Genomic DNA, 25,331 nt, shown 5'->3' with positions numbered 1-25,331 from the left:
GACAGTACGTGGCTGAGCCTGCTGGTCGGCCGTAACGTGCGGATGGAACGGGTGTGGTCGAAGGGCGGGCACGGTCTGTTCCTCGGCCGAGCTCGAGCACGGATGCCCGGAACGGGCTCGTGAAACTGGGGGTCGGGGTTGCGCTGCACTGGCGGGGGCCGGAGGTCGGGGACGCCATCGATGATCATGCCCGTCGTCGACACCGGGCCGTGCGGCTCGCGTGCGCCGCTTCGACGGTCGACGCCGCGACTTCGGCGGGTTCGCGTCAGCAGAAGATGAGACGTGGTTGGTCATCCATCTCGCCGGCCGCCCGCTTCGCGGTCCATCGGGTCGGCGACCGAGCCGGGCCGTAGGCCGGGAAGGGCACTTGTATGCTGCCGCTCGACGCGCGGAGCGGTCATCACGACCGGAACCAGACGTGGGACAGGATTCACCGCGCCGCGACCGAAGGCACCGACCCCGACGCCGTGCTCCTGGTGGGCGAGCCCGGCATCGGCAAGTCGACCGTCTGGTCCAGTGCGGTTGCCGCCGCCCGTTCCTCGGGGGCCTGCGTGCTGTCCACGACCGCCGCGGAGGCGGAGTCGTCCATGCCCTACGTGGTCCTCGGCGATCTGCTGGCGCCGGTGGCGGACCGGGTGTTCCCGACGCTGCCCGAACCCCAGCGCGAAGCCCTTGAAGTGGTGCTGCTCCGCGTCCCCGACCTGCCTCGCAGCCCGTCCGTGCGCCTGATCGCCATGGCGCTGCAGACCGCCCTGACCAGCTGCGAGGGGCCGCGCGTGTTCCTCGCCATCGACGACCTGCAATGGGTCGACCCGGAAAGCCAGGCCGTGCTCGCGTTCGCCCTGCGGCGCGCCGCCGACGCCCCGATCCGGACGCTGATGACCATGCGGATCAGCGGCCCCTTCGACTGGCGCATGGAGCCCCCGCCGACCAACGCCCTGGTCGACGTGTTCCGGCCGGACCAGTGGCTCACCTTCGGCCCGATGACGCCGCCCGCGGTCCGGACCATGATCAAGGACCGGCTCGGCATCACGTTCTCACTGCGGGACAGCGAACTGATCTGTGAGGCCACGATGGGCAATCCGGCGTGGGCCGTCGAACTGGCCGGCGTGTGGGCCCGCGACCAGCACCGGCCCGGCGCGCCGGTGCCCGCCCCCGGTTCGCTGCACGCCATGATGATCACCCGGGTCAGAGCGCTGGAACCCGATGTCATCGACGCGCTCTGCGTGGTGTCCGCACTCGGGCGGCCCACCGTGCGGTCCGCGGTGCGAGCGCTCGACGGGCTGGTCGCCGAGCCGGCCCGCGCACTCGACCGGGCGGTCACGCAGGGGGTCGTCGACGCGGTGGAGCCGGGCCGGCTCGCCGCCCGCCCGCTGCTGTCCGACGCCGCCCTGCAGGTCGTCTCGCCCGGACGGCAGCACGAGTTGTTCATGCGGCTCGTCGAGATAGCCGAGTCACCGGAGGCCAAGGCGCACTACATGGCGCGCACGGTCGACGACAGCACCCCGGACGAGATCCGCGGCGAAGTGGCCACGGCCTTCGACGCGGTCGTCGAGAACGCCCGCAGCCGCGGCGCCATCGGGCACGCGGCCCGCCTCGCCGAACAGGCGCTGCGGCTCACCGCCCCGAGCGCGCCCGAGCTGGATCGCCGTCGTATCACCACGGCCCGGCTGCACACCGAATGCGCCAACTTCGATCGGGCCCTCAAGGTGATGGAGCCCGTCGACATCGCCGCGCTGCCGACCCCCTTGTTGGAGCTCGCGCTGCCGACGACGGCGGCGGTGCGCTACCTGGTCTCCGGCCCCGACGCCGCCCGCGCCCTGATAGCCGGCGTGGCGGCGCGGCACGACCCCGACCCCCGCCGCCTCGCCCTGCTGCACACGCTGCTCGCGGACCGCTTCTACGGCGACTTCCCCCGCCGGCACCAGCACGCCCGCGACGCCCTGCACCACGCCCAGCAGGTCGGCCTGGACGGCTTCGGCACCTACCGGGCCTGCCTGCAACTCATCGAGGTCCAGGCCGACTCGGGCGACGGGCTGGACCGGGAGCTCGTGCGGCGGGCGCTGGGCATCGCGGAGAACCTGCCCGAGGTGGCCGCGCCGTTCTCGGTCGACATCTACCTGGCCCGGGCGCTGATCATCACCGACGACATGCAGGGCGCCCGGCTGGTGCTGGCCGACTCGTTGGACAACGCCCGCCGGATCGCCGACGACATGCGCATCGCGGTGCTGTCCATGGCGCTCGCGGAGGCGGCGCTGCTGGCCGGGGACGCCAAGGCCGCGGCGGCCGCGCTGGCCGAGAGCGACGAGGCCGCCGCGTGGATCCGCGGCGAACCCACCCACAAGGCGCTGCTGCGCGGCCGGCTGCTGCTCGCCGACGGCCACGCCGACCAGGTGGAGACGATGATGACGGAGTTGGCCTGGACCGGCTCCGCGCACCGGACCCGGAGGATGGCCGCCGACTACCTCTTCGGCATGATCGCCGCCCAGCGCGGCGACCACGACCACGCGGTGGTCCTGCTCCGGCAGGCGCTCGACTCGGCCGAGTCCTTCGGCCACCACGACACCGGCGCCCGGTTCCGCGTCGACACCGACCTGGGCGAGCAGCTGATCCACGCCGGCCGGTTGCCCGAGGCCGCCGCCATCGGCCACCGGCTGCTCGCCGCCGGGGAACAGGGCAACCGGTGCACGCTGCGCGGCATCGGGCACCGGTTGCTGGGTCTGTGCGCGGCGGCCGAGGGCGACGCCGACACCGCGTGCGGCCGGCTGACCGCGGCGGTGGCCGAGCACGCGCACAGCCACCTCCGCCCGGAACTGGGCCGCAGCCTGCTGGCCCGAGCCCGCTTCGACCTCAACCGCCCGCACCTGCGGCCACGCGCGATGGACGATCTGAGACGAGCCGCGGCGATCTTCACCGACGTCGGACTCGGCCACTGGCACCGCGAGGTCCGCACCGAACTGGAGCACGCCACCCGCACGGAGTCCACCACGTCGTTGCTGACGGCCTCGGAACGCCGTGTCGTCCAGGCCATCCTGGACGGCGCGACCAACCGCGACGCGGCCGAGTCACTGCACCTGGGCATCCGGACGGTGGAAAGCCACCTGGCGGCGGCCTACCGCAAGCTGGGCGTCCACTCACGCCGCGACCTGCGCGCCATGTTCGACTCCGGGGAAGGCGCCCCCTGGTAGTGCGGGCTCAGCCGCGTGCCACCGACACCGGCCTGGGTTCTCGCCCGGCGATGTCGACGAGCCGGGTCAACCGCTCCTGGGTAGGCGTGCCGGGAACCGCCTGCATCGTGCACAGACGCTGCCCCGACCGGCGGCTCACCATCAGCGCGAAGTCGAGGTCCAGCCGGCCGACGCGATCGCCCAGCACGCTCACGATCGCCCAGGATCTCGACACCCGGTGGTCGTCCCACAGCCGCTTGAACTCCGCGCTCGCGGCGCGGAGCTCGGCCACCAACGCCGTCGAGGCCGCGTCGTAGCCACGCTGAGCCACGATCACCCGCAGGTAGCCGACGTGACTGCGCCCGATGGCCTCCTGCTGCTCCGCCGAGTTCACCACCCGCCGCCGGCCCGGCCCGAACCAGCGCCAGAACAGGTTGCCCTCCCAGCCCGGCAGTCCGGCGACGAGACCGAACACCGCTGTGTACAACTTGTTCTGCGCCACGATGGTGGCCAGGTCGTCGGTGATGACCGCGGGGCAGGTCCCGTCCAGCGCCCGCATGATCGTCAGCAGCCCCGAATCGATGCCACAGTCCGGCACCGCCCTGGGCATGGCGTGCCCGGCCAGCAGGTAGAGGTAGGAGCGCTCGTCGACGTCCAGCCGCAACGCCCGCGCCAGCCCGGCGAGGATCGCCGCCGAGGGCTGCGGGCCACGCCCCTGCTCCAGCCGTTCGTAGTAGGTCGTCGACATCGCCGCCAACCGCGCGACCTCGTCCCGACGCAACCCCGGCGTCCGACGCCGTTGACCGGCCGGCAGCCCCACCATCTCCGGCGACAGCGCCTCGCGTCGCCGTCGGAGGAAATCGGCCAGCGCTTCCCGCGTGGTCGCCGCGGCCTGCTCCCGCATCGGCTACACCACCCCACCCAGGCGACACGACACCCACACCGGCGCGACGCCCGATGGACGGACCAGGAATACGAGGCCACGCGAATTGCTGGCGATTGACATACCGAAAGTACTCACAATGACGTCACCAACCCTGCGTAACAAACGGTGACAGACAGCAGTGCATATCGCTTGCCGTCAGCCGCCGCCGATTCGCACCGCACCAACGCTCCACATTTCATAAAGCACGGAAAAGGCCGCTCACACCCTAGTCGGCAACGGTCACGTCCCGGTCGCCGCCTGGTCGCTGGACAGTCTCGCCGAACCTGTGGCACTGTCGCCCGGCTCATGCTTGGACCCGACGAACAGCCCGGCCGTGCGAAGGGGAAGCATTTCGTGCACGAAAGATGGGTATTCCGTCTGCTGGGGCCCCTGGAGGTCCGGTGCGATGGTATCGCGATTCCCGTCACGGCGGCCAAGCAGCGGGTCCTGATCGCGGTGCTGACGCTCGCGGCCGGTGAACCGGTGCCGGTGGAGCGGCTGATCACGTGCCTGTGGGGTGATCGGACTCCGCACAGTGCGCGCAACACCCTGCAGAACTACGTGCTGCGGCTGCGCCGCGTCCTTCGAGTCGATGCCGAACCGAGCCCGCTGGTCAGCTCGGCCGCCGGGTATCGCCTCGCGGTGCCGGCCGACGCGGTCGACGTGCACCGGTTCCGGTCCGCGGTGAGCTCCGCCCAGTCCACGGCGTTGACCGGCCAACCGGAGTCGGCCGCGATGCTGCTGGACGAGGCGTTGGCGCTGTGGCGCGGGGAGCCGTTGGCGGACGTGCCGAGCGACGTGCTGCGCCGCGAGGTGGCGCCGGGGCTGGTCGAGCAGCGGCTGGCCGCCCTGGAACAGCGTATCGACCTCGATCTGGACCGTGGCTGTCACGCCGGACGGATCACCGAACTGATGGCGATGACCACCGAGCACCCGTTGCGGGAACGGATGTGGGCGCAGCTGATGCTCGCCCTGGACCGGTCCGGGCGGACGGCCGAGGCACTGGATGCCTACCGCCGGGCCAGCAGGATTCTCGGCGAGGAGTTGGGCATCAACCCGGGGCCGGAGTTGCAGCGGTTGCACCAGGCGGTGCTGACCAACAGGCCCACCGGCCCGGCACCCGAGCCCACCAGGCAACTCAGGCCTGCGCCACGCGTGGTGCCGCGGCAACTTCCGCCGCCCAGCGCGCATTTTGTCGGCCGCGCGCGGGAGGTCCGCCACCTCGGCGCCCAAGTGACGGCGTTGAGCGGTTCGCCGCTGATGGTGATCACAGCGATCGTCGGCACCGCCGGGATCGGCAAGACCGCGCTGGCGCTGCACTGGGGACATCTGCACGCCGACCAGTTCCCCGACGGCCAGCTGTACGTCAACCTGCGCGGCTTCGACCCCGCCGGCGACCCGCTGTCCCCCATGACCGCGCTGTTCCGGTTCCTGACCGCGCTGGGTGTGCCCGAGCAGAGCGTCCCGGCGGACCCGGACGAGCAGATCGCGCTCTACCGCACCCAACTGGCCCGACGGCGAATGCTGATCGTCCTGGACAACGCCCGCGACACCAACCAGGTGCGGCCGCTGCTGCCCGGCGCACCCGGCTGCCTGGTGCTGGTCACCAGCCGCGACCAGCTGACCAGCCTGGTCGCCCTGGACGGCGCCGTGCCGCTGACCCTGGACCTGCTCAGCCAGGACGAAGCCCGCGACCTGCTGATCCGCCGTCTGGGCCGGGACCGCGTCGCCCGCGAACAGACCGCCGTCGACGAGCTGATCCACCGCTGCGCCCGACTACCGCTGGCCCTGAACATCGCCGCGGCGCATGCCGCCCTGCAGCCGAACCGGCCGCTGGCCGCCTTCGTCACCGACCTGCGCGACACCGGCCACCCGTTGGACGCGCTGACCACCGGCGACGCCACCGCGGACGTCCGCGCGGTGTTCTCCTGGTCCTACCGCACCCTCACCCCGACGACAGCCCGCGTCTTCCGGCTGATCGGCCTGCATCCCGGCCCGGACGTCAGCCTTCTCACGACCGCCAGTCTGGTCGGCCACGATCTCGACACGACCCGCCACGCCCTGGCCGAGCTGACCCGCGCACACCTGATCACCGAACACTCCCCGGGCCGACACGTCCTGCACGACCTGCTGCGCGTGTACACCGCCGAACTGGTCCGCCTCCACGACACCGACGCCGAGCAGCAGGCCGCGCTGCGACGGGTGGTCGACCTCTACGCTCAGACCGGCTACAGCGCCGGGCGTCTCCTGACCCCGCACCGTACGCCGATCAGGCTCGAACCAGCCTCCGGCGCGCAGCCCCAGCCGTTGGCCGACGCATCGGCCGCGCTGGTGTGGCTCGACGCGGAGTACGCCGGTCTGATGGCCGCCCAGCAGGTCGCCGTCACCCACGCCTGGCACGGCCTCGTGTGGCAGATCGCGTGGTCGCTGAACACCTACCAGGTCCGACGAGGCCACCGCCACGACCACGTCGTCGTGTGGCAGGCCGCGCTGGACGCCACCGCCCACCTGACCGACCCCCGCGCCGCCATGTTTGCCCACCGGCGCCTGGGCAGTGCGCTCGCCGATCTGGGACGCCACGGCGAGGCGATCGCGTACCTGCACCGGGCCCTTGCCCTGGCCGAGGAACACCACGACATCGACCAGCAGTTCGAGACCCACCGCGTGCTCGGCTGGGCTTGGCGGAGCCAGGACAACTACCCGCGGGCTCTGGAGCACGGCACCCGCCTCGTGGACCTCAGCCGCACGCTCGGCGAGCCGGCGCGGGAGGCGGCAGCCCTCAACCAGAGGGGGTACTACCTGGCCCAGCTGGGCGACTTCGACGCGGCCCGCACCCACTGCGAGGCCGCCCTCGCGATACAGCGAAGCCTCGACGGCGTCGCGGGCGATGCCGCGACGCTGGACAGTCTGGGCTACATCGCCCACCACAGTGGCCGTCACCGGCAGGCCGTCGAGTACTACCAGGAGGCACTTTCCCGGTACCGCGATCGCGGCCACGACGTCCTTGTCTCCGAGATCCACGAGAAACTCGGCGACGCGCATGCCGCCCTCGGCGAACACGAGCAGGCCCGCGCGCAGTGGCGAAAGGCGCTGGAACTGTTCCGGCAGCAAGGACGCGACCAGGACGCCGACCGCGTCCAGCGACAACTCGACCACTGACATCGAAGCCGCTCCAGCCTGCGCATCACCTCACTTGCGGTGCTCCGGTAAGGCGATGAGGGTGCGGAACGTCTCGCGGCCACGGTGGTCGAGCAGCGGTAGGGCGCGGCCGACGGCGAACTGGTGGAAGTGCGGCGAGTCCAGGTGGGCCGCGAAGGCGTTCTCGTCGGTGTAGACCTCGAAGATCCCGAAACGCGTCGGGTCGGCGGGATCGTGGTACGGGATGTAGGCGAGATTGCCCGGCTCCATGCGCGTGTGTGCGGCGAGTTCGCGCAGCGCCGCGGCTACCTCGGGCTCAACGTCGGCACGCGCGATCCAGGTTGCGCTGACGACGTAGTTCACCGAACCGCACCCCTGTCAGCGTGACGGTCCGACATGATCCGGGGGCGGATGAACTGGGGCTTGCCGGGTGGCGGCGCCAGCAGGACGTCCACCGCATCGGCGCAGTCGTACGGGCCGGCGAGGATCGGTGACGGGTCGAGTGAGCCGTCCGCGATCAGCGCCAGCACGTCCGGGACCAGGGGCGTGGCGTGCGGCGGGCCGGTCACGAGGGTGATGCCGGTGGCGTAGAGGGAGAAGTAAGGGAGCGGGACGTCGCCGAAGTAGATCGATCGGATGACGCAGGTGCCGCCCGGCCGGGTCGACAGCAGCGCGCAGCGGAAGCCGGCCTTGTTGGCCGAGGCATCGACCACCAGGTCGAAATCCCCGTCGACGCGGTCGGGATACTCGGCGAGAGCGAGCGCCGTCGCCCCCAGTTCGGCGGCCTTTGCCAGGCGCCCGGCGTCGGTGTCGGCGTACGTCACGGCCGCGGCTCGCAGAGTTCGGGCACACAGGACGGTCAGCAGGCCGAGACTGGCGGTGCCGCCGACGACGAGCACGCTTGCCGCCGGGTCCGCGCGCAGCACGGGCGCGACGGCACGGAACGCGTCGGTCAGGTTGTCGGCCGACGAGGCGGCCACGCGCGGGTCAACCGTCGCGGGTAGCGCCACGAGGTTGTGCGCGGCCCACGGCACCCGGACGACCTCGTCGAACAGGCCGCCCCACTTTCCTCCTGCCGTGGTGCCGTACGAAGCCAACCGCGGGACCGAACTGCAGGTGCCGGGCAACCCGCGCAGGCAGTTCACGCACCCCCCGCAGCTGATGTGCCACGGAATCACCACGAGATCACCGGGCGCCAACGACCCGGCATCGTCGCCGACCTCGAGCACCTCACCGACCGCTTCATGCCCGAGCGCGAACGGCGGCTCGAACGGCGATCCTCCGGCCACGATGCGGCGGTCCAGGTCGCACGTCGCGGACACGATCGGGCGCACCAGCGCGTCCTGGTCGTCATGCAGCCGCGGCGACGGCACGTCCCGCCATTCGAGGGCGGACGGCCCGGTGACCACCAAGCTCTCCATTGAACGGCTTCCAATCTCTAGAAATATCTCTCTAGAGAGAGCACTCTAGAAGGTGCGTCCGCTAGTTTCAACGCATGGCCCGGGTCGTGCACGACACCGCCGCGCTCCTCGACGCGGCGGTAGGTCTGCTGGTCTCAGGCAGCGTCGCCGACATCACCATGGCCGGCCTCATCCGCGCCGCCGGGGTCTCAAGCGGGTCGGTCTATCACCGGTTCCCGGACCGTGCCGCGCTGCTCGGAGCTGTCTGGAACCGCGCCGTCGAGGGCTACCACGCCGGTGCCTATGCGCTCTTCGACGGCGACCCACGCACCGCCGCCACGCAGCTCGCGCGCTACACGGTCGCGTGGTGCGCCGCGAACCCCGGCGAGGCCCAAGTGCTGCTCGCCGGGCCAACGGCGTTCCTGCCACTGGAATGGCCCGCCGCGCTGCAGCAGTCGCGAGAGGCCGAGCAGGCGCGTTGGGACACCCATCTCAGACACCTGCTTCGCGACCTGCGCACAACAACCGGTCGAGACATGGCTGAGCTCCTGCTGCTTGTCGTGGACCTCCCGTACGCGGCCGTACGCCGTTACCTCTCGACACGCTCGACCATTCCCGCCGATCTCCCGGCCACCGTCGCAGGCATCCTCGACGCGTCACTCGCGCCCGACAGGCACAGACGCAACGGAGCGCGTGGTAGCGCGGACCGTGGCGGAGCAGGTCGCGGCAAGGCCTAGGAACAAGGATGACGGTCGCAGCGCCGACACCGCGGAGACTGGCGAGGACCGCAGGAGGGTGAGGTCCGGCCGCTCAGCGCCGCGTGATGCGGTGGAGCCGCAACGCGAGCTGGACTTCCAACGCCTGCTCGGGTTCCCGCCAGCGCGGCCCCAGCAGCGCGGTGACGCGTTCCAGCCGCTGGGTCACCGTGTTCACGTGGACGTGCAGCACATCCTTGGCACGGTTGAGATTGCCGCCGCAGTCGAAGTAGGCGTGCAGGGTCGTGATCAGCTCAGAGCCGCGCTGGGCGTCGTAGTCCAGCACCGATCCGAGCGTGCGGTGCACGTAGCCGTCGACGTCGGCGCGGTCGCCCAGCAGCACGCCGACAAAGCCCAGCCCGGCGAGGTCCGCGCCCCGGCCGGTGTACCCGAGTTCGAGCAACGCCCGCAGGCAGCGCTCGGCCTCGCCGTGCGCGGCCGCCAGTTCGGCCGGCCCGGCGGTCGGTCCGGCCGCGCCGACGGTGACGGGCCGGTCGAGGGCGTCGCCGAGCTGGCGGGCGAGCTGATCGGCCAGCCCCGCCGGATCGGCGTCGGGAACCAGCAGCACCAACCGGTCGGCGTGGGTGCCGATCAGGCTGGTGCGCGGCACCCGGGCGGCCGCCGCGGTGGCCAGGCGGTGCCGCGACTCCTGCGCCGCGTGCGCGACGACGACCACATGCGGCGCGGTGAGGTCGACACCGAGTCGCTTGCCACGGGCGATCAGGCCGCCGGGATCACGATCCGGTGCGGTGAGCAGGTCGGTGACGAGTTCGCCGCGCACGCGGTCCTCGGTCTCGGCCACCGACTGCCGCAGTAGGAGTAGCAGCGCGGTGACGACGCTGGCGCGCTCGAACAGCCGCCGGTCGGCGTCGCCGAGTTCGCGGTGGCCGGTCAACGTGATGCTGCCCAGCGGTTTCGGGCCGGCGAGCACGGCGCAGACCCAGATCCCGTTGTGGGCCACGGCCCGTCCGCTGGTCCGCGACTCCTCGACGAGGCGCACCGGCTGCGTCATCGGGTCCGCGCCGACGCGCGCGAGTTCGGCGCCGCTCACGTCGTGCACGACGATGCCGCCATGCAGCACCTCGGCGAGCGCGGTCGCCACCTGCACCACATCGCCGCCGCGCAGCACCAGGTCGGACAGCCGGTCGTGGGCGTCCTCGGCACGACGCATGGCCTCGTTGTGCCGCCGGATGGTCTCGTGCGCGGACCTGGCCTCCTCCATGCGCTGCGCGGCGTCCAGTGCGATGGCTGCATGGTCGGCCAGCGAGCCGAGCAGCGACACCTCGGCGGTGGTGAACTCCCGGGGCGCGCGGTCTGCGGCGTACAGCACGCCGAGGACCCGGCTACCTAGTTGCAGCGGCACGCCGAGGATGGCGACCAGGCCTTCGTCCTGCACGGCGGCGTCGATCGCCTCGGTGTGGTCGAACCGAGGATCGGGCAGGTATTCGGTGGTGGCGTACGGTCGCGCCGTCTGACCGACCAGGCCGCCGAGCCCCTCCCCCATGCCGAGGATGACCTGCTGGAACAGGGCGGACGTGCAGCCCTCGGTGACCCGCATGTAGGTGCCGCCCGCGGCGGCGTCGTTGAGGCTGAGATAGGCGACGTGGGTGTGCAGCAGCATCCGGGCCCGGTGCACGATGGCTCGCAGCACGCCGTCGGTGTCACGCAGCTTCGCCAGGTCGCTGGCGGTGTCGAACAGGGCGGCCAGCTCCGCCTCCCGGCGGCGGTGCTGGGTAAGCGTGGCGCGGATCCGCAGCGCGGCCTCGGCGGCCCGCTCGACCTCCGCCAGCTCCTCGTGGCTCAAGCCGGCGCGGCTGGCCGAGGTGGCGACATGCGCGAACTGCTCGGCCGAGCCGCCTCGGTCGAGCAGTTCGAGCAACCGCCACAGAGCCTCCATCCCGTCAGGACTCTACGTCCTCCAGCGAGCCGCCGGTGGTCTCCCGCGACAGCGCCACCGCGAGCACCGAGACGGCCGCGCCGGCCGCGACGTAGATCGCGATCGGCGTCGCGGAGGCGAACGCCGCCAGCAGCGCGGTGGCGATGAGCGGCGCGAGGCCACCGGCCAGAATGGACGCGAGCTGGTAGCCGATCGAGGATCCCGAGTACCGCACCCTGGTGCCGAACAGTTCCGAGAAGAACGCCGCCTGCGGCCCGTACATCGCCCCGTGCAGCACCAGCGCCACCGTGGTGGCCCCGATGATCGCGCCGGTCGAGCGGCTGCCGAGCAGCGCGAAGAACACGAACACCCAGACCGCCATGCCGATGGCCCCGAACAGGTACACCGGGCGGCGGCCGATGCGGTCGGACACCGCGCCCCACAACGGAATCGCCACCAGCTCCACCGCGGATCCGATCAGCACCGCACTCAGTGCGGTCTGCTTGGGCAGCTTCAGCGTCTCCACGACGTACACGAGGATGAAGGAGGTGATCACGTAGTACGAGATGTTCTCGCCCATCCGCGCGCCCATCGCCACCAGCACCTCACGCCACTGCGTCCGCAGCACGGTGACGATGGGCATCCGCTCCACGCCCTCAGCGGCCCGCGAGGCGGCGGCCTGGAACACCGGCGTCTCCGAGACCCGCACCCGGATCCACAGTCCGATCGCGACCAACACACCGGACAGCAGGAACGGGATGCGCCAGCCCCAGGACACGAAGTCCTGTTCGGACTGCACGGCCGCCAGCACCGCGAGCACCGCCGTGGCCAACAGGTTGCCGCCCGGCGCGCCGGCCTGCGGCCACGAAGCCCAGAAACCTCGATGCTTGGCGCTGCCGTGTTCCGCGACGATCAGCACGGAACCGCCCCACTCACCGCCGAGTGCGAAGCCCTGCACCAGCCGCAGCGCCGTGAGCAGCAGGGGCGCGCCGATGCCGATCGAGGTGTAGCCGGGCAGCAGGCCCATCAGGAACGTCGCGCCGCCCATCATCAGCAGGCTCAGCACCAGCAGCCGCTTGCGGCCGAGCCGGTCGCCGAAGTGCCCGAACACCAGGCCGCCGAGCGGGCGGGCGCCGAAGCCGATGGCGTAGGTGGCGAACGCCAGCAGCGTGCCGGTGAGCGGGTCGGCGGTCGGGAAGAAGACCTTGTTGAACACCAGTGCCGCGGCGGAGCCGTAGAGGAAGAAGTCGTACCACTCCACGGTGGTGCCGATCAGGCTGGCGGTGACAACGCGGGCGATTCGTTCTCTGGACGGGGACAGGGTCTGGGTCATCGTTGACTCACGCTTTCCGGTCGGCGGGCAGAGGTCAGGAGGCGGTCCAGCCGCCGTCGACGGGCAGGCTGGCGCCGGTGAGGTGGCCGGCGTGCTCCCCGCACAGCCAGGTGACCAGCGCGGCCACGTCCCGCGGCTCGATCAGCCGCTTGATCGCCGGGCGCTGCAGCAGGATGTCGGTGAGCACCCGGTCGGGGTCGATGCCGTGGGTGGCGGCCTGGTCGGCGAGCTGGCCCTCCACCAGCGGCGTGCGCACGTACCCGGGCGCGACGCAGTTGCTGGTCACGCCGTGCGGCGCTGCCTCAAGGGCGATCACCTTGCTCAGCCCCTCCAGGCCGTGCTTGGCCGCCACGTAGGCCGCCTTGAACGGGCTGGCGCGCACGCCGTGCACGCTGGAGATGTTGACGATCCGGCCCCAGCGGTTGGCGTACATGTGCGGCAGGCAGCGCCGGGCCAGCAGGAACGGCGCGGTGACCATCAGCCGCTGGATGTGCGCGAACCGCTCCGGCGGGAACTCGTGCACCGGCGCGACCGTCTGGATGCCGGCGTTGTTGACCAGGATGTCGACGTCCGACGGCAGCTCGTCGATGCGGGCAGGGTCGGCGAGGTCCACGACGTGCGCGGTGCCGCCCACGACGCCGGCGACCTCCTCGGCGGCGCGGGCGTCGATGTCGACCACCAGCACCTTGGCGCCGGCCCGCGCCAGGTCCTCGGCGCAGGCCCGGCCGATGCCGCTGCCGCCGCCCGTGACCAGGGCGGTTCGGCCGGCGAGTGGGCTTGTCATGGTCGACCACCGTAGGCAGTGATCCGACATCTGAACATGTGTGCCACAACCATGCCGAGCGATGACTTTGTGGCGCGTTGCCCCATGCGCGTCGAAATGGGGCGGCATGTGGCCGTCCCACACCGCGTTGGTGTCGATGCTGGTCCGCTGGGACATGGTCCGGGTCCGGTCGGCGGTCCTAGCGTTGGTCGGCGAACCGTCCACGCGTCGGAAAGGTGCAACGATGCATCCCCTGCCTGCCGATCGTGCCCCGTCCGTCCGTCGTATGTCGTCGATCCGCCGAACACTGGCCTGGGCGGCCGCGGTGCTGGTGGTGACCGGCTCCGCCGTGGCCGTCACTGGCGCAGCCGGTTCCGGCGCGGCAGCGCCGGCCGGATCGTTCAGCCAGGTGACCAACTTCGGCTCCAACCCGGGCCGCCTGTCGATGTACAGCTATCTGCCGGCTGGACTGCCGTCGAACGCGCCGCTGGTGGTGGCACTGCACGGCTGCACGCAGAGCGCCGCGGACTACTACCAGCACTCGGGCTGGGCGCAGTACGCCGACCAGTGGGGCTTTGCCGTGGTGTTCCCGCAGCAGAGCTCGTCGAACAACCCGCAGAGCTGCTTCGACTGGTACACGCCGTCGGACGACGGGCGGGGCCAGGGCGAGGCGGAGTCGATCCACGAGATGGTGTCGTACGCCCAGTCCAGCTACCACGTCGACGCCAAGCGCATCTACGTCACCGGGTTGTCGGCCGGCGGCGGCATGACGTCGAACCTGTTGGCCGACTACCCGGACGTGTTCGCCGGCGGCGCGATCGACTCCGGCCTGCCGGCGCAGTGCGCGACGAGCCTGGTGCAGGCGACGAACTGCCAGTACAGCAACCAGAACAAGACGCCGGCACAGTGGGGCGACCTGGTCCGCGCCGCCGATCCCGGCTACGCAGGACCGTGGCCGCGCGTCGCCATCTGGCAAGGCACCGCGGACACAACCGTGTCGCCGGTGAACGCCACCGAGGAGCGGGACCAGTGGACGAACGTCTGGGGCATCAGCCAGACGCCGTCCAGCACACGGACGCTCGGCGGCGGCACCACCGAGAGCGTCTACAACGACCCGCAGGGACAGCCCGCAATCGAGCTGTACTCGGTTTCCGGCATGGCCCACGGCCTGGCTGTGCATCCGGGCAGCGGCGCGGACAACTGCGGCAGCACCGGCACGTACTACCTGGACTACATCTGCTCGACCTACTACACGGCACTGTTCTGGGGGCTGAACAACGGTGGTGGCACCCCGCCCCCGACGACGACCACCACCAACCCGCCCGTGCAGTGCTTCACAGACAACAACTACGCTCACACCGTGGCTGGGCGCGCCTACCAGAGCGGCGGCTACGCCTACGCCGTCGGCTCGAACGACGCCATGGGGTTGTGGAACGTCGCCGTGATCACCAGCCTGTCCGAGACCTCGCCCGGGTACTACGCCGTCGTGCCGTCCTGTTGACGCGACGGCACGCCTACGGCTTCCGCAACCCGGAGACAAGCAACGGGGCGGGCCCCTCACTCAACGGCCACGCGCATACCCCGCAGTTCGTATGCGGCGATGTCCTCCTTGAAGGCGACCCGGGGCGGGGCGACCATGTGGATCCCTGTGACGGCAAGGAGTTTGTGGAGAAATATGTCGGTTTCGAGGATCGCTATGTGGGAGCCGGGGCATTTGTGGTGGCCGTCGCCGAAGGCGAGGCCGGCGCTGGCGCCGCCGTCGGCCATGGTTCGGTCTGGGCAGAGGTCGAGTGGTTGGTCGCCGACCACGACGGGGTCGAGGTTGGCGGTGTCGATCTGGATGTGCACCAGGGCGTCTTTGGGGAGGTCGACGTCGGGCAGGCGGATCTCGGTTGTGGTGCGGCGGCGTAGTTGGGCGATCACGGGTTCCAGCCGGATGATCTCGTGCAGGACTGCCACGCGTTCCGGTTCCGCCGAGGTGAGGTACTTCGCACGCAGCGCGTCGTCGGTGAACATGTGCCAGGCCGCCAGGACGATGAATTCGCGCGTCGTGACCATGCCGGCGGCGGCGAACGTGAGGCATTCGCCGAGGATCTCCGTGCTCCTGCAGCCTTCGTCGAGCAGATGTGAGATCAGATCGTCCCGACGGCGGGCCTTGCGGGCCTTGACCGCGGGGCGGACGTCGTTGAAGTAGATCCGCGACCAGTTCGCGATCTGCCGGCAGAACCAGTAGATCCCGTGGAAGCTGGTGAATCCCGGGCGGCCGAACTTCTCCGGGAAGAAGCGTTCCAAACGGCGCTGGATGCCGGGTTTGCTCTCGGTCATGCCGATCACGGCGGATGTCACGTCGATCGCCAGTTTGAAGCTGAGGTCGGCCAGCTCGACCGAGCCGGCCGCGCGCAAGCGAGCGATCTGGGCGTCCGCGACCCTCTCCATGATCTCGCGGTAGGCCTCGTCGACGCGGCGCGGCGTGAAGAAGCGGGCGGTCTGGCGGCGGTGTTCGCGGTGCTCCGGTCCGTCGCGGTAGAGGACAGGGCGTCGGATGCTGGACGGCATCTTGTCCACGGTTTCGATGCCCAGGCCGGCCTGCACGGTGCCGGCGGCGCGAAGCAGTGCGCGGCCGGCCGGGTAGCCGGTGACCCGCCACACACCGTTCGCGTCCTGCCTGACCGGGCAACCGACCTCGGTGTCGCCTCGTTCCACCTTGCGAGCGACCACCTGTCCTCCCCTCGAACGCGGCCGCCTCAAGCATGGTCGGCACGACAGGTGGATGGCATCGCCCATTCCCGCGACATCGGTGGCCGGTGCCGTTGAGCGTGAAGTAGCGCAGCGGCAAGCCATCCCGACCGGGTCAGTGGGCGGCGGTCCATTCGGCCACCGTGGTGACGTCGGCCTGGAGGGGGAACACCTTCTCGGTGAGCACGCGGTGCACCTCGGGATCGCCGTCCAGGCAGCCGTCGGCCAGCACCGTGAGGCCGAAGTCCAGGTCAGCGGCCTGACGCAGGGTGGACAGCACCACGCCGCTGGTGGCGATGCCGGTCAGCACGAGGTGATCGATCTCGCCGGCCCGCAGGACCATGTCCAGATCGCTGCCGGCGAAGGCGCTGACGCGCCGCTTGGTCACGACGGTCTCGCCGGCTTCGGGAGCCACGTCCGGATGGATCTGCATGGCCTCGCCACCGCCCGCCGGCTTGGTGGTGGCGAGCGCGCCGAACATCTTGTTGCGCGGGCTGACCTCGGAATACTCCGGGCGGAACCCGACAACGACGTAGATCACTGGCACGTTGCTGGCCCGCGCACCGGCGACCGCCTCGCGCAGGCGCGGAAGGTAGGCGGGATCCGGGTACCGCGCGACCACCGCGCGTTGGACATCCATGACAAGGAGGGCCGGGTTGGTCATTCGCGTCCTTCGAACGAGTCAAGTCATCGAGTGATTACTTAGCTAAGCTACCCGGATCGCGAGCTATGTCAACACGCGATTACTTGTCGCGCTATGCTGCGACCGGCGAACGTGCGGCGTGGGAGGTCACCGGTGGCCGAGGGCAGGACCGACGAGGCCGAGCACAGGCGCCGGAACGCCGGGGCGACGCGCCAGGCGCTGCTGGAGGCCGGTCGTCACCGGTTCCTCCGCCTGGGGTACAGCCGTACGACCCTGCGCGACGTCGCCGCGGACGCCGGCGTCAACCTGGCGCTGATCAAACGCTACTTCGGCTCGAAGGAGGGCCTGTTCAAGGCGGCGCTGGCCGGCACGTCCCGATTCCTGAACGCGTCGGGCGACGAAGCCCCCCGGGACCGGGCCGCCCTCGCCGAGGCGCTCGGCCAACAGCTGGCATCCGGCACGTGGGCGGAGCTCGGCGAGCACCCGGTGCTGATGTTGTTGCGCGTCTCCGGCGACGAACGGGTCGACGGCCTACGCAGGCAGGCCCTCGAGGACTTCAGCCGACGGGTGCTCGACGCCGCCGGCTCGCCGGCAGAACTGGACGGGCGAGAACGCCTGCTGCGCGCGGAACTCCTGGTCGCCCTTGGCGTCGGCGTCGCCGTCGTGCGGTCCGCCGTCGGCCTGCAGCCCCTGCGCGACGCCACCTCCGAGGATCTGGTCGGCCCGCTGCGCGACGTCATCGACGCCCTGCTGCCACCGCCGCGATCGGCTACGAGTTGTTGAGGTAGGTCAGCACCGCCACCACCCGACGGTGTCCGCTGTCGGTGGGCGGCAGGCCGAGCTTGGCGAAGACGTTGCCGATGTGCTTGTGCACGGACCGTTCGGTGATCACGAGGGTGGCGGCGATGGTGGTGTTGTCGTGGCCCTCGGCCATCAGCTCAAGCACCTCGCGCTCGCGGGGCGTGAGCGAGTCCAGCGGCGAGTTCCGGCGGCGGGTCAACAGCTCGGTGACCACCTCCGGGTCGAGCGCGGTGCCGCCGGCGGCGACCCGGTCCAGCGCCTCCAGGAACTCGTCGACCCGGCCGACCCGGTCCTTGAGCAGGTAGCCGACGCCGCTCGCGCCGCCGCCCAGCAGCTCGGCGGCGTAGGTCTGCTCGACGTACTGGGAGAGCACGAGCACCGGCAGACCGGGGATCTGCTCGCGCGCCGCCAACGCCGCCCGCAGCCCCTCGTCCCGAAAGCCCGGCGGCATACGGACGTCGAGCACCGCGGCGTCGGGACGGTGCGTGAGCAGCGCGGGCAAGACCTCCGGGCCGCTCGTCGCCACGGCCGCCACGTCATGGCCGGCCGAGGTGAGCAGCAACACCAACCCCTCCCGCAGCAGGGTGTTGTCCTCGGCGATCACCACACGCACGGCAACTCCACCTCGATCGTCGTCGGCCCACCGGCCGGGCTGGTCACAGTCATCGTGCCGTCCAGGGCGGCGACCCGGCGGCGCATACCCAGCAGCCCGGAGCCATCGGCGCCCTCGGCCTCGGCGCCGCCACGGCCCTCGTCGCGCACCCACACCCGCAGGCCGACATCCGTTCGCGCCAAGCGGACCTCGGCCCGGTCGACGCCACTGTGCTTCGCCGCGTTGGTCAGCGCCTCGGCCACGACGAAGTAGGCGGCGGCCTCGACCGCGGCCGGTGCGCGCAGCCCGTCGTCGTCCCCGTCCACATCGACGGTCAGCCCGCTGCCGGCCGCCAGCGCCCGGACGGCGCCGACCAGGCCGCGGTCGGTGAGGATCGGCGGGTGGATGCCGCGCACCACGTGCCGTAGCTCCGTCAGCGCCTCCTCGGCCTGAGCCTGGGCGTCGTCCAGCAGCTTGCGACCAGCCGCCGGGTCCTTCTCGTACGCGCGTTTGGCCAGGCCGATCCGCATAGACATGGACACCAGCCGGGCCTGCACGCCGTCGTGCAGATCCCGCTCGATCCGCCGCAGCTCGGCGCCGTGCGCGGCGACCGCACCGGCCCGGGTCTCGGCCAACTCCCGGACACGCTCGGCCAGCCGGGCCTTCGGCGGCGGCTTGAGCAACGCCGTCGACCAAGCGGCGTCGAGATCGGCCAGCCGGCTGATCAGCGGCAGCACCACCGCCCGCCGTCGCAGCAGACCGCAGCCGACTCCGTCCACGAGCAGGCCGAGCAGCCACAGCGGCACCGCGAGCACACCCAGCGGGCCGTATCCGTAGTAGGCAAGCATCCAGCGCAGGTCGCCGTAGGTGCAGGGATCGCGGACCGCCGCGCGCAGACTCTCCCGCAGCGGCCCGGGAATGGCCAGGTAGGCCTCGGGGATCGGCCGGCCGGTCCACTCCCCCACCTGACGGCGTTTGGTCCCGGCGATCTTGCGGACCAGCAGCACCGTCTCGGGCACCGCGCCGATCCCGATCACCACCATGGCGCCGGCGGCCGCCAGCAGCAGCATCGTGATGAACACGTACGTGGCCAACGCCAGCCCAGCGGCCCTGGCCAGGTGGGCGGTGGCCCGGCCCGACTGCCACACCGTCTCGCGCATGCCGCAAAGGCTATGCGTCCGTCCGCCCGCCCGCGCCCAGGCGGGCGCCACCACCGTGGTGTAGCGGGCTACACCACGCGTTCGGGTGCGCGCTCCCTCGTTCCGGCCGGCCGCCGGCGGCATCGTTGTCGACATCGCGGATACACCGACCGTCCGGAAAGGACCGTCCCATGAAGACGCTGGTCTCCTCGCTGCTCGGGTTCGCCTTCGTGTTCGGCCTGCTCGGCACGCTGTCCGTCGGCCGGCTGATCCCCGACCCCACCGAGCAGACCATGGCCAGCGTCACCATGGTGCTGGTCTCGCTGGTGGCCGGCTCGCTGCTGGCCCGTCGGGAGCCGGTCAAGTCGTTCCTGGCCTCCCGGCCGGTGCTGTGGTTCCTGTTCCTGTTCAACGTGACCGCGGGCGTCCTGGTCTACCTGTTCGTCGGCGGCGCCCAGGGACTGATGACCGCGATCGGGCTCGGCGTCGTCGGCCTTGGCGCCGGCTCCGGCCTCGTGCTGCGCCGCCGGCCGGTCTGACCTCCGCCCCACGAACCCTCGGGAGAGAACATGAACACCCCTGCCAGCGTTCTGATCGTCGGCGCGTCGGCGGCCGGCCTGTCCACCGCGGAGTCGTTGCGGCGCCAGGGTTATCGCGGCCGGCTGACGCTGCTGGGCGGCGAGCCGCACCTGCCCTACGACCGGCCGCCGCTGTCCAAGCAGGTCCTGTCCGGACAGTGGGCGCCCGAGCGGGCGCAGCTGCGGCCACCGGCCGCACTGTCCGACCTGGACGCGGACTTCGTGCTCGGCGATCCGGCCGTCGGCCTGGACGCCGCGACGCACACCGTGCGGACCGCGTCGGGAAACACGCTCCAGGCCGAGGCGATCGTGCTCGCCACCGGCGTCCGTCCCCGCACCCTGCCGGAATCGGCCGAGCTGGCCGGCGTCCACGTGCTGCGGACCCTCGACGACACCCTCGCCCTCCAACTGGACCTGCTGCGGTCCAAGCGACTCGTGGTCATGGGCGAGGGTGTGCTCGGCGCCGAGATCGCCGCGACGGCCCGCACGCTGGGCCTCGACGTCACCATGGTCGGCCCGCAGCCGGCGCCGATGTTCAGCCAGCTGGGTCCGATGGTCTCGGGCCTGCTCGCCGACGTGCACACCGAGCACGGCGTCCACCTTCGGCTCGGCACGGGTGTCACCGGGCTGACCGGCCGACGGGGCCGCGTCGCCGGAGTGCGCCTGGACACCGGCGAGGAGCTGCCCGCGGACGTCGTCGTGGTGGCGATCGGCGGCATCCCGAACACCGACTGGCTGGCGGGCAGCGGCCTGGCGTTGGACAACGGTGTGGTGTGCGACTCCCGCTGCCGTGCCGCGGAAGGGATCTACGCGGTCGGCGACGTCGCCCGCTGGCCCCACCGGGATGTCCTGCTACGGCTGGAGAATCGCACCAATGCCACCGAGCAGGCCGCCGTCGCGGCCGCCAACATCCTCGGCGCCGACCAGCCCTACACGCCCATTCCCCACTTCTGGACCGACCAGTTCGACACCAAGATCCAGGTCCACGGCACGCTCCCGGCCGACGCCGACGTGACCATTGTGGACGGTGACGTGGCGAACCGTCGTTTCGTGGCGCGGCACAGCGTGGCCGGCCGGGCCGTCGGCTTCGTCGGCTGGAACATGCCGAAGCAGACTCGCCTGCGCCGTCAGGAGATCGTCGACCTACAGCTGGCGAATCACTAGGAGGAAGTCATGAAGGTGAGCATCGACCAGAGCAAGTGCGTCGCCGCCGGATCGTGTGTGGCCGCCGCGGCCGCCGTGTTCGACCAGCGCGACGAGGACGGCATCGTCGTCCTGCTCAACGCCTCGCCACCCGCCGACCTGGCCGACGACGTCCGACAGGCCGCGGCGGTCTGCCCCGCGATGGCCATCACCGTCGAAGACTGACTGTCCGAAGGAGAAGGACATGACCGACGCACTGATCGACTTCCCGTCCGCCCGGACCGCCGGCTGCCCGTTCGCCCCGCCGGCCGACCAGCGTGCGACCGCGGCCGTGCGACCGCTGTCGAAGGCGCGGATCTGGGACGGCAGCACACACTGGTTCGTCACCGGCCACGCCGAGCAGCGAGCCGTGCTGTCCGACCCGCGGGTCAGCATGGACGAGAGGCGCCCCGGCTTCCCGCACCAGAACCTGAACATGGCGGAGAACCTCGACCACCGGCCGCCGACCATCTTCAACACCGACGCCCCTGAGCACTCCCGGTTCCGCCGGCTGATGACGCCGCCGTTCACCGTCAAGCGCGTCGAGGCGCTGCGGCCGGGGATCCAGCGGTTCACCGACGAGCTCATCGACACGATGCTCGCCGGCCCGAAACCGGCCGACCTCGTGCAGGCGCTGGCGTTGCCGCTGCCGACGTTCATGATCAGCGAAATGCTCGGCGTGCCCTACACCGACCACGACTTCTTCCAGCGGCACGCCGTGGTCGCCGTGGACCGCAACGCCACTGCTGAGGAGGGCGCTCACTCCGGCGCGGAACTCGGCGGCTACCTCGCCCAGCTGATCGCGCAGCGGGTCGAGTCGCCGGGCGAGGGCTGGGTGTCCGACATCGCCGAGAAGGTTCGCGCCGGCGAGGTCACCGTGGCCGAGGCCGCGCAGATGGGCGTGGTGCTGTTGATCGCCGGGCACGAGACCAGCGCGAACATGATCGCGCTGGGCACCCTGGCGCTGCTGCAGAACCCCGAGCAGCTGGCCGTGTTCCGGGACAGCGAGGACCCGGCGGTCATCGCCGGCGCCGTCGAGGAGATGCTGCGCTACCTGTCCATCGCCCAGCACGGGCTGCGCCGCATCGCCACCGAGGACATCGAGATCGGCGGCGAGGTGATCCGCGCCGGCGACGGCATCATCGTGCCGCTGCCCATCGCCAACTGGGACCAGCGGGTGTTCCCCGAGCCCGAAAAGCTCGACCTGCACCGGCAGGCCCGCGCGCACCACGCCTTCGGCTTCGGCATCCACCAGTGCGTCGGCCAGCAGCTGGCCCGGGCCGAGCTGCAGATCGTCTACGGCACGCTGTACCGCCGCGTCCCGACCCTGGCGCTGGCCACCGACCTGGACCGGATCGAGTACAAGACCGACCACTTCGCCTACGGCGTCACCGCGCTGCCGGTCACCTGGTGACCACGGGAAGGAGACATGTCATGAGCAACGAGCTGTCCGGCAAGGTCGCGATCATCACCGGCGGCGCGTCCGGCATCGGCCGCGCCTCGGCCGAGACGTTCCTGGCCGAGGGCGCGCGGGTGGTCATCGCCGACATCAACCGCGAGCTCGGCGAGTCCGTCGCCGCGGAGCTCGGCGCCGACGTGCTGTTCAAGCACACCGACGTCGCCGACTCCGACCAGCTGGCCGACCTGGTCGCCTGCACCGTGCAGCGCTTCGGCGGCCTGCACGTCATGTTCAACAACGCCGGCATCCCCACCGCCATGCGCGGCAACTTCCTGGACGACGACTTCGCCGACTTCGACCGCATCATGGCCGTCGACCTGCTCGGCGTCATCCGCGGCACCCAGCACGCCGCCCGGCACATGGCCGCCAACGGCGGCGGCTCGATCATCAACACCACCTCGATCGGCGGCGTCCAGGGCGGCACCGGCGAGCTGGCCTACCGGGCCGCCAAGGCCGGCGTCATCCACTTCACCAAGTGCGCCGCCATCGACCTCGGCCGCTACCAGGTCCGGGTCAACACCATCGCGCCCGGCGCCATCCCCACTCCCATCCTGGGCACCGCCACCGCCCACCTCCCCGACAGCGAGTCCGCGGTGCGTCAGCTCCGGGCGGTCATGAAGGCCATCCGCCCGCTGGACCGGGAGGGCTCCCCCGCCGACATCGCCCAGGCCGCCGTCTACCTGGCCAGTGACCGGTCCGCGTACGTCACCGGAATCGTGCTGCCGGTCGACGGCGGAATCACCGCCGGCCTGGCCGGCAACGCCATGGACGCCATCGAGCGGGAGCAGACCGGCGCATCGGCCTGATCCCGGTCATCGGCCCGGTCGCGGCAGTCAGCCGCGGCCGGGCCGATGACGCCGCTGCTGGTGGCAAGGCCACGTTCCGGCGGTTGGCCGGAAGTCGCACCAGCGTGTCCGCATCCCGCACGGTCCCGGCCGATCAGGCCGTGGACCGGTGATCGTGCCGGCGGATCTGGTACACGCCGTGCGTGGTCGCCACCGTCATGCCGTCCGCGTCGACCAGTTCGGCGTACAGGTCGAAGTCGGCCTTGCCGTGTTCCTCGGCCGTCGCGAGCGTCTCGGCGATCTCCGCCTCGGACAGCGACGCGGTGGCGCGGACGGTGCTGCGGGCCGGCCGGCGGAACTTGATCTGCACCTCCTTGACGATCGGCACGTACTTCTCGGCGTCGAAGGTCACCATGGCGATGGCGCCGCCGAGCACCTCCGCGACGGTGAACAGCACGCCGGCGTACATGGTTCCGACGTGGTTGGTGTTGCCGTCGACGCCGACCACGCCCACGACGTGTCCGGGGCACAGGTCGACGACGCGAACGCCCATGCGATCGGCGATCGGGATGGTGGCGGACAGGATGGTGTTGCCGAGCTCGGTCATGTCGGTCATGGCGTCCCCTGTCGATCTTGCCGGCGACGTCACGGTGATCTCGCCGGCGGCGCGGTGGATAGCGGGCACTGTCGGGGACCGGCGCCGCCGGGGCAACCGGGCTCGGTAGCCGGATTCAGGCTCCGGGCCGGTTCGCGGTCGGGATCGTGATCGGGGTGTACGTCGGCGAGGTGCCGTTGTTGAGGTAGAGCATCGCCACGCCGCGCACGAACTGGTCGAACAGGTAGAAGTCGACGGGCATGACGGGCGACGTCGCCTCCCGGAACGCGACGTAGGCCGGCCAGCCGACCCTGATCGCGGCCGCCGCCACGTAGTCGCGCGGTAACCCGAGCCAGTCACCGATCTCGTCGCTGAGCACGTAACGCACGTACTCGTTGACGAATCCGTTGGCGACCCCCAGGCTGGCCTGCCCGATCAGGCCGAGCAACGTGCGGGCCAGTTCCACGCCCTCGGGTGTCGGGGCGAGGATCGGTGTCAGGACCTGCGCCGACTGCGCTTCCGCGGCGGCCCAGCTCTGGGGGATGAACTCGTCCCGCACGCCGAGCAGGTGCAGCGCGACCTGCCAGCTGTGCAGGAAGGCGTCCTCGTCGGCGGCCGACATCGGGACGTTCCAGTCGCGCAGCCTCCGGTGCGTGTAGGTGCCCAGGCTGTGGAACGTGACCAGGATGTCGCCGTTGCTGATCGGGATCTTCTCGTCGGTGACCGCCTGCCAGTGCGAGGACTTCGGCAGCAGGTGGCGCACCGCGGCGTGCACCAGCCGTGTTTTGGTTGCGGTGACCACGAAGTGGCCAGCGGGGTCGAAGGCGTTGAGCGCGGCCAGGTCGTAGCCGAACGTGAACGTCTTGGCCGCGCGGGCCTTCATGTCGGCCCCGCCCGCCGAGTAGTAGACGTTCCGGGCCTCCCTCGGGATCACCGTGCTCATGATCCCGCTGCCCAGGCTGTACAACATGAACAGGTAGCTGCTCATGCGCCGGTTGAAGTCGGCGGCGAGCTTCAACTTGGCGGGATCGGCCCAGGCGGGCAGGGTGCCGGCCTGCCGCAGGTATGCGGTGAGGTCGGCCGGCAGGCCGCTGGGCAGCGGGTCGCTGTTGTTCACCCACGACTGCATCGCGGTGTTGATCGCCGGCACCTGTCCCTTGTCGAGCAGTGCGGCCATCAGCGGGTCCGTGGCGTCGTCCCAGACCCACCACGGGTCGGCGCCCGTGCCGGCGCCGGCCACTGACGCCGCCGGTGACCACGCCCAGGCCGGGGCGGTGCCCGCCACGCCGACGAGACCCAGCGCGGCACCGAGCGACAGGACACTTCGCCTACTGAGATTGCCCATTTACTTACCTAGCTTCCCTGGTAGGTGTGTAAGAGGCTTTCATCCTGCATCTGCTGTGCTACCAGCGGAGTCACCCGCCTTGAACCTTGTCCGCTTGCGAGATTTCTCGTTAACATAGC

The 25,331-nt window shown here is 71.1% G+C and carries 22 protein-coding genes; 10 read left to right on the top strand and 12 right to left on the bottom strand.

The genetic code is table 11. From position 1 onward, the window contains the following. The first annotated feature begins 371 nt into the window (after positions 1–371). Complete coding sequence (locus JJ691_RS10290; protein ID WP_211768548.1) at positions 372–3,188, top strand: AAA family ATPase; 2,817 nt, start codon at positions 372–374, stop codon at positions 3,186–3,188. Positions 3,189–3,195: 7 nt separating this feature from the next. Here JJ691_RS10290 and JJ691_RS10285 read toward each other — a convergent pair whose 3' ends face one another. Beyond that, positions 3,196–4,071 (bottom strand): helix-turn-helix transcriptional regulator, encoded by an 876-nt coding sequence (locus tag JJ691_RS10285; RefSeq protein ID WP_211768547.1) that lies wholly within the window; start codon positions 4,069–4,071, stop codon positions 3,196–3,198. A 375-nt stretch (positions 4,072–4,446) separates the two neighbouring features. Here JJ691_RS10285 and JJ691_RS10280 point away from each other — a divergent pair, with 375 nt between their 5' ends. Then, positions 4,447–7,251 carry an AfsR/SARP family transcriptional regulator gene (locus tag JJ691_RS10280; RefSeq protein ID WP_211768546.1) on the top strand — a complete coding sequence of 935 codons (2,805 nt, stop codon included), beginning with the start codon at positions 4,447–4,449 and terminating at the stop codon, positions 7,249–7,251. 30 nt (positions 7,252–7,281) lie between these two features. On the opposite strand, the gene JJ691_RS10275 is transcribed toward JJ691_RS10280, so the two are convergent. Beyond that, a complete protein-coding gene (locus JJ691_RS10275) occupies positions 7,282–7,593 on the bottom strand; it encodes a putative quinol monooxygenase (protein ID WP_211768545.1) in 312 nt (103 codons plus the stop codon). After that, entirely contained in the window at positions 7,590–8,651 is a 1,062-nt protein-coding gene (locus JJ691_RS10270; protein ID WP_211768544.1) for a zinc-dependent alcohol dehydrogenase, read from the bottom strand. Before JJ691_RS10270 ends, JJ691_RS10275 begins: the two co-directional genes overlap by 4 nt. Before the next feature lie 74 nt (positions 8,652–8,725). On the opposite strand from JJ691_RS10270, the gene JJ691_RS10265 reads away from it, so the two are divergent. Then, positions 8,726–9,367, top strand: a complete 642-nt coding sequence (locus JJ691_RS10265; protein ID WP_211768543.1) for a TetR/AcrR family transcriptional regulator — start codon at positions 8,726–8,728, stop codon at positions 9,365–9,367. A 73-nt stretch (positions 9,368–9,440) separates the two neighbouring features. Here the strand turns inward: JJ691_RS10265 and JJ691_RS10260 are convergent, their stop codons facing one another. From JJ691_RS10260 to JJ691_RS10250, 3 genes are read right to left on the bottom strand one after another with little or no spacing between them, the layout of a single operon-like run. After that, the gene (locus tag JJ691_RS10260) at positions 9,441–11,282 is read right to left on the bottom strand and encodes a helix-turn-helix domain-containing protein (protein ID WP_211768542.1); all 1,842 of its coding nucleotides are present in this window, start codon (positions 11,280–11,282) and stop codon (positions 9,441–9,443) included. A gap of 4 nt (positions 11,283–11,286) precedes the next feature. Further along, entirely contained in the window at positions 11,287–12,594 is a 1,308-nt protein-coding gene (locus tag JJ691_RS10255) for an MFS transporter (protein WP_211768541.1), read from the bottom strand. 34 nt (positions 12,595–12,628) lie between these two features. Continuing rightward, positions 12,629–13,378 carry a 3-hydroxybutyrate dehydrogenase gene (locus tag JJ691_RS10250; protein ID WP_211768540.1) on the bottom strand — a complete coding sequence of 250 codons (750 nt, stop codon included), beginning with the start codon at positions 13,376–13,378 and terminating at the stop codon, positions 12,629–12,631. A 223-nt stretch (positions 13,379–13,601) separates the two neighbouring features. Between JJ691_RS10250 and JJ691_RS10245 the strand changes: the two genes are divergently transcribed. After that, positions 13,602–14,858 carry an extracellular catalytic domain type 1 short-chain-length polyhydroxyalkanoate depolymerase gene (locus tag JJ691_RS10245; protein WP_249227811.1) on the top strand — a complete coding sequence of 419 codons (1,257 nt, stop codon included), beginning with the start codon at positions 13,602–13,604 and terminating at the stop codon, positions 14,856–14,858. Between the two features lie 56 nt (positions 14,859–14,914). On the opposite strand, the gene JJ691_RS10240 is transcribed toward JJ691_RS10245, so the two are convergent. Beyond that, positions 14,915–16,075 carry a cytochrome P450 gene (locus JJ691_RS10240; protein ID WP_249227810.1) on the bottom strand — a complete coding sequence of 387 codons (1,161 nt, stop codon included), beginning with the start codon at positions 16,073–16,075 and terminating at the stop codon, positions 14,915–14,917. Between the two features lie 133 nt (positions 16,076–16,208). Beyond that, positions 16,209–16,757 (bottom strand): cysteine hydrolase family protein, encoded by a 549-nt coding sequence (locus JJ691_RS10235; RefSeq protein ID WP_249227809.1) that lies wholly within the window; start codon positions 16,755–16,757, stop codon positions 16,209–16,211. A 132-nt stretch (positions 16,758–16,889) separates the two neighbouring features. Here JJ691_RS10235 and JJ691_RS10230 point away from each other — a divergent pair, with 132 nt between their 5' ends. Then, positions 16,890–17,519, top strand: a complete 630-nt coding sequence (locus JJ691_RS10230) for a TetR/AcrR family transcriptional regulator (RefSeq protein WP_211768538.1) — start codon at positions 16,890–16,892, stop codon at positions 17,517–17,519. Here the strand turns inward: JJ691_RS10230 and JJ691_RS10225 are convergent. Beyond that, positions 17,506–18,150 carry a LuxR C-terminal-related transcriptional regulator gene (locus tag JJ691_RS10225; RefSeq protein WP_211768537.1) on the bottom strand — a complete coding sequence of 215 codons (645 nt, stop codon included), beginning with the start codon at positions 18,148–18,150 and terminating at the stop codon, positions 17,506–17,508. The two genes, JJ691_RS10230 and JJ691_RS10225, sit on opposite strands and share 14 nt — an antisense overlap. After that, positions 18,138–19,289, bottom strand: coding sequence for a sensor histidine kinase (locus JJ691_RS10220; protein ID WP_211768536.1), 1,152 nt, complete (start codon positions 19,287–19,289; stop codon positions 18,138–18,140). The genes JJ691_RS10225 and JJ691_RS10220 overlap by 13 nt, the downstream gene beginning before the upstream one ends. A gap of 170 nt (positions 19,290–19,459) precedes the next feature. On the opposite strand from JJ691_RS10220, the gene JJ691_RS10215 reads away from it, so the two are divergent. From JJ691_RS10215 to JJ691_RS10195, 5 genes are read left to right on the top strand one after another with little or no spacing between them, the layout of a single operon-like run. Continuing rightward, the gene (locus tag JJ691_RS10215) at positions 19,460–19,807 is read left to right on the top strand and encodes a hypothetical protein (RefSeq protein WP_211768535.1); all 348 of its coding nucleotides are present in this window, start codon (positions 19,460–19,462) and stop codon (positions 19,805–19,807) included. A 30-nt stretch (positions 19,808–19,837) separates the two neighbouring features. Then, positions 19,838–21,010 carry an NAD(P)/FAD-dependent oxidoreductase gene (locus JJ691_RS10210; protein ID WP_211768534.1) on the top strand — a complete coding sequence of 391 codons (1,173 nt, stop codon included), beginning with the start codon at positions 19,838–19,840 and terminating at the stop codon, positions 21,008–21,010. A 9-nt stretch (positions 21,011–21,019) separates the two neighbouring features. Next, complete coding sequence (locus tag JJ691_RS10205) at positions 21,020–21,214, top strand: ferredoxin (RefSeq protein ID WP_211768533.1); 195 nt, start codon at positions 21,020–21,022, stop codon at positions 21,212–21,214. A gap of 19 nt (positions 21,215–21,233) precedes the next feature. Continuing rightward, positions 21,234–22,442, top strand: a complete 1,209-nt coding sequence (locus JJ691_RS10200; RefSeq protein WP_211768532.1) for a cytochrome P450 — start codon at positions 21,234–21,236, stop codon at positions 22,440–22,442. A 20-nt stretch (positions 22,443–22,462) separates the two neighbouring features. Further along, positions 22,463–23,293 carry an SDR family NAD(P)-dependent oxidoreductase gene (locus JJ691_RS10195; protein WP_211768531.1) on the top strand — a complete coding sequence of 277 codons (831 nt, stop codon included), beginning with the start codon at positions 22,463–22,465 and terminating at the stop codon, positions 23,291–23,293. 133 nt (positions 23,294–23,426) lie between these two features. On the opposite strand, the gene JJ691_RS10190 is transcribed toward JJ691_RS10195, so the two are convergent. Together JJ691_RS10190 and JJ691_RS10185 are read right to left on the bottom strand one after the other, a co-directional pair. After that, entirely contained in the window at positions 23,427–23,888 is a 462-nt protein-coding gene (locus JJ691_RS10190; RefSeq protein WP_211768530.1) for a YiiD C-terminal domain-containing protein, read from the bottom strand. A 115-nt stretch (positions 23,889–24,003) separates the two neighbouring features. Beyond that, the gene (locus tag JJ691_RS10185) at positions 24,004–25,212 is read right to left on the bottom strand and encodes an oxygenase MpaB family protein (RefSeq protein WP_211768529.1); all 1,209 of its coding nucleotides are present in this window, start codon (positions 25,210–25,212) and stop codon (positions 24,004–24,006) included. Positions 25,213–25,331 lie beyond the last annotated feature (119 nt).

The organism is Kutzneria sp. CA-103260, from assembly GCF_018263855.1.
In the GTDB taxonomy this organism is placed as follows: domain Bacteria; phylum Actinomycetota; class Actinomycetes; order Mycobacteriales; family Pseudonocardiaceae; genus Kutzneria.
Note: the sequence above shows the minus strand (reverse complement) of the source record. Positions and strands in the feature narration are given on the sequence as shown.

Excerpts from the sequence above, each read along its gene's own strand:
- JJ691_RS10245 (WP_249227811.1), top strand. The coding sequence starts at position 13,602 with ATGCATCCCCTGCCTGCCGATCGTGCCCCGTCCGTCCGTCGTATGTCG.
- JJ691_RS10270 (WP_211768544.1), bottom strand. The coding sequence starts at position 8,651 with ATGGAGAGCTTGGTGGTCACCGGGCCGTCCGCCCTCGAATGGCGGGAC.
- JJ691_RS10200 (WP_211768532.1), top strand. The coding sequence starts at position 21,234 with ATGACCGACGCACTGATCGACTTCCCGTCCGCCCGGACCGCCGGCTGC.
- JJ691_RS10265 (WP_211768543.1), top strand. The coding sequence starts at position 8,726 with ATGGCCCGGGTCGTGCACGACACCGCCGCGCTCCTCGACGCGGCGGTA.
- JJ691_RS10260 (WP_211768542.1), bottom strand. The coding sequence starts at position 11,282 with ATGGAGGCTCTGTGGCGGTTGCTCGAACTGCTCGACCGAGGCGGCTCG.
- JJ691_RS10190 (WP_211768530.1), bottom strand. The coding sequence starts at position 23,888 with ATGACCGACATGACCGAGCTCGGCAACACCATCCTGTCCGCCACCATC.
- JJ691_RS10210 (WP_211768534.1), top strand. The coding sequence starts at position 19,838 with ATGAACACCCCTGCCAGCGTTCTGATCGTCGGCGCGTCGGCGGCCGGC.
- JJ691_RS10250 (WP_211768540.1), bottom strand. The coding sequence starts at position 13,378 with ATGACAAGCCCACTCGCCGGCCGAACCGCCCTGGTCACGGGCGGCGGC.
- JJ691_RS10235 (WP_249227809.1), bottom strand. The coding sequence starts at position 16,757 with ATGACCAACCCGGCCCTCCTTGTCATGGATGTCCAACGCGCGGTGGTC.
- JJ691_RS10285 (WP_211768547.1), bottom strand. The coding sequence starts at position 4,071 with ATGCGGGAGCAGGCCGCGGCGACCACGCGGGAAGCGCTGGCCGATTTC.
- JJ691_RS10215 (WP_211768535.1), top strand. The coding sequence starts at position 19,460 with ATGAAGACGCTGGTCTCCTCGCTGCTCGGGTTCGCCTTCGTGTTCGGC.
- JJ691_RS10220 (WP_211768536.1), bottom strand. The coding sequence starts at position 19,289 with ATGCGCGAGACGGTGTGGCAGTCGGGCCGGGCCACCGCCCACCTGGCC.
- JJ691_RS10195 (WP_211768531.1), top strand. The coding sequence starts at position 22,463 with ATGAGCAACGAGCTGTCCGGCAAGGTCGCGATCATCACCGGCGGCGCG.
- JJ691_RS10185 (WP_211768529.1), bottom strand. The coding sequence starts at position 25,212 with ATGGGCAATCTCAGTAGGCGAAGTGTCCTGTCGCTCGGTGCCGCGCTG.
- JJ691_RS10290 (WP_211768548.1), top strand. The coding sequence starts at position 372 with ATGCTGCCGCTCGACGCGCGGAGCGGTCATCACGACCGGAACCAGACG.
- JJ691_RS10255 (WP_211768541.1), bottom strand. The coding sequence starts at position 12,594 with ATGACCCAGACCCTGTCCCCGTCCAGAGAACGAATCGCCCGCGTTGTC.
- JJ691_RS10205 (WP_211768533.1), top strand. The coding sequence starts at position 21,020 with ATGAAGGTGAGCATCGACCAGAGCAAGTGCGTCGCCGCCGGATCGTGT.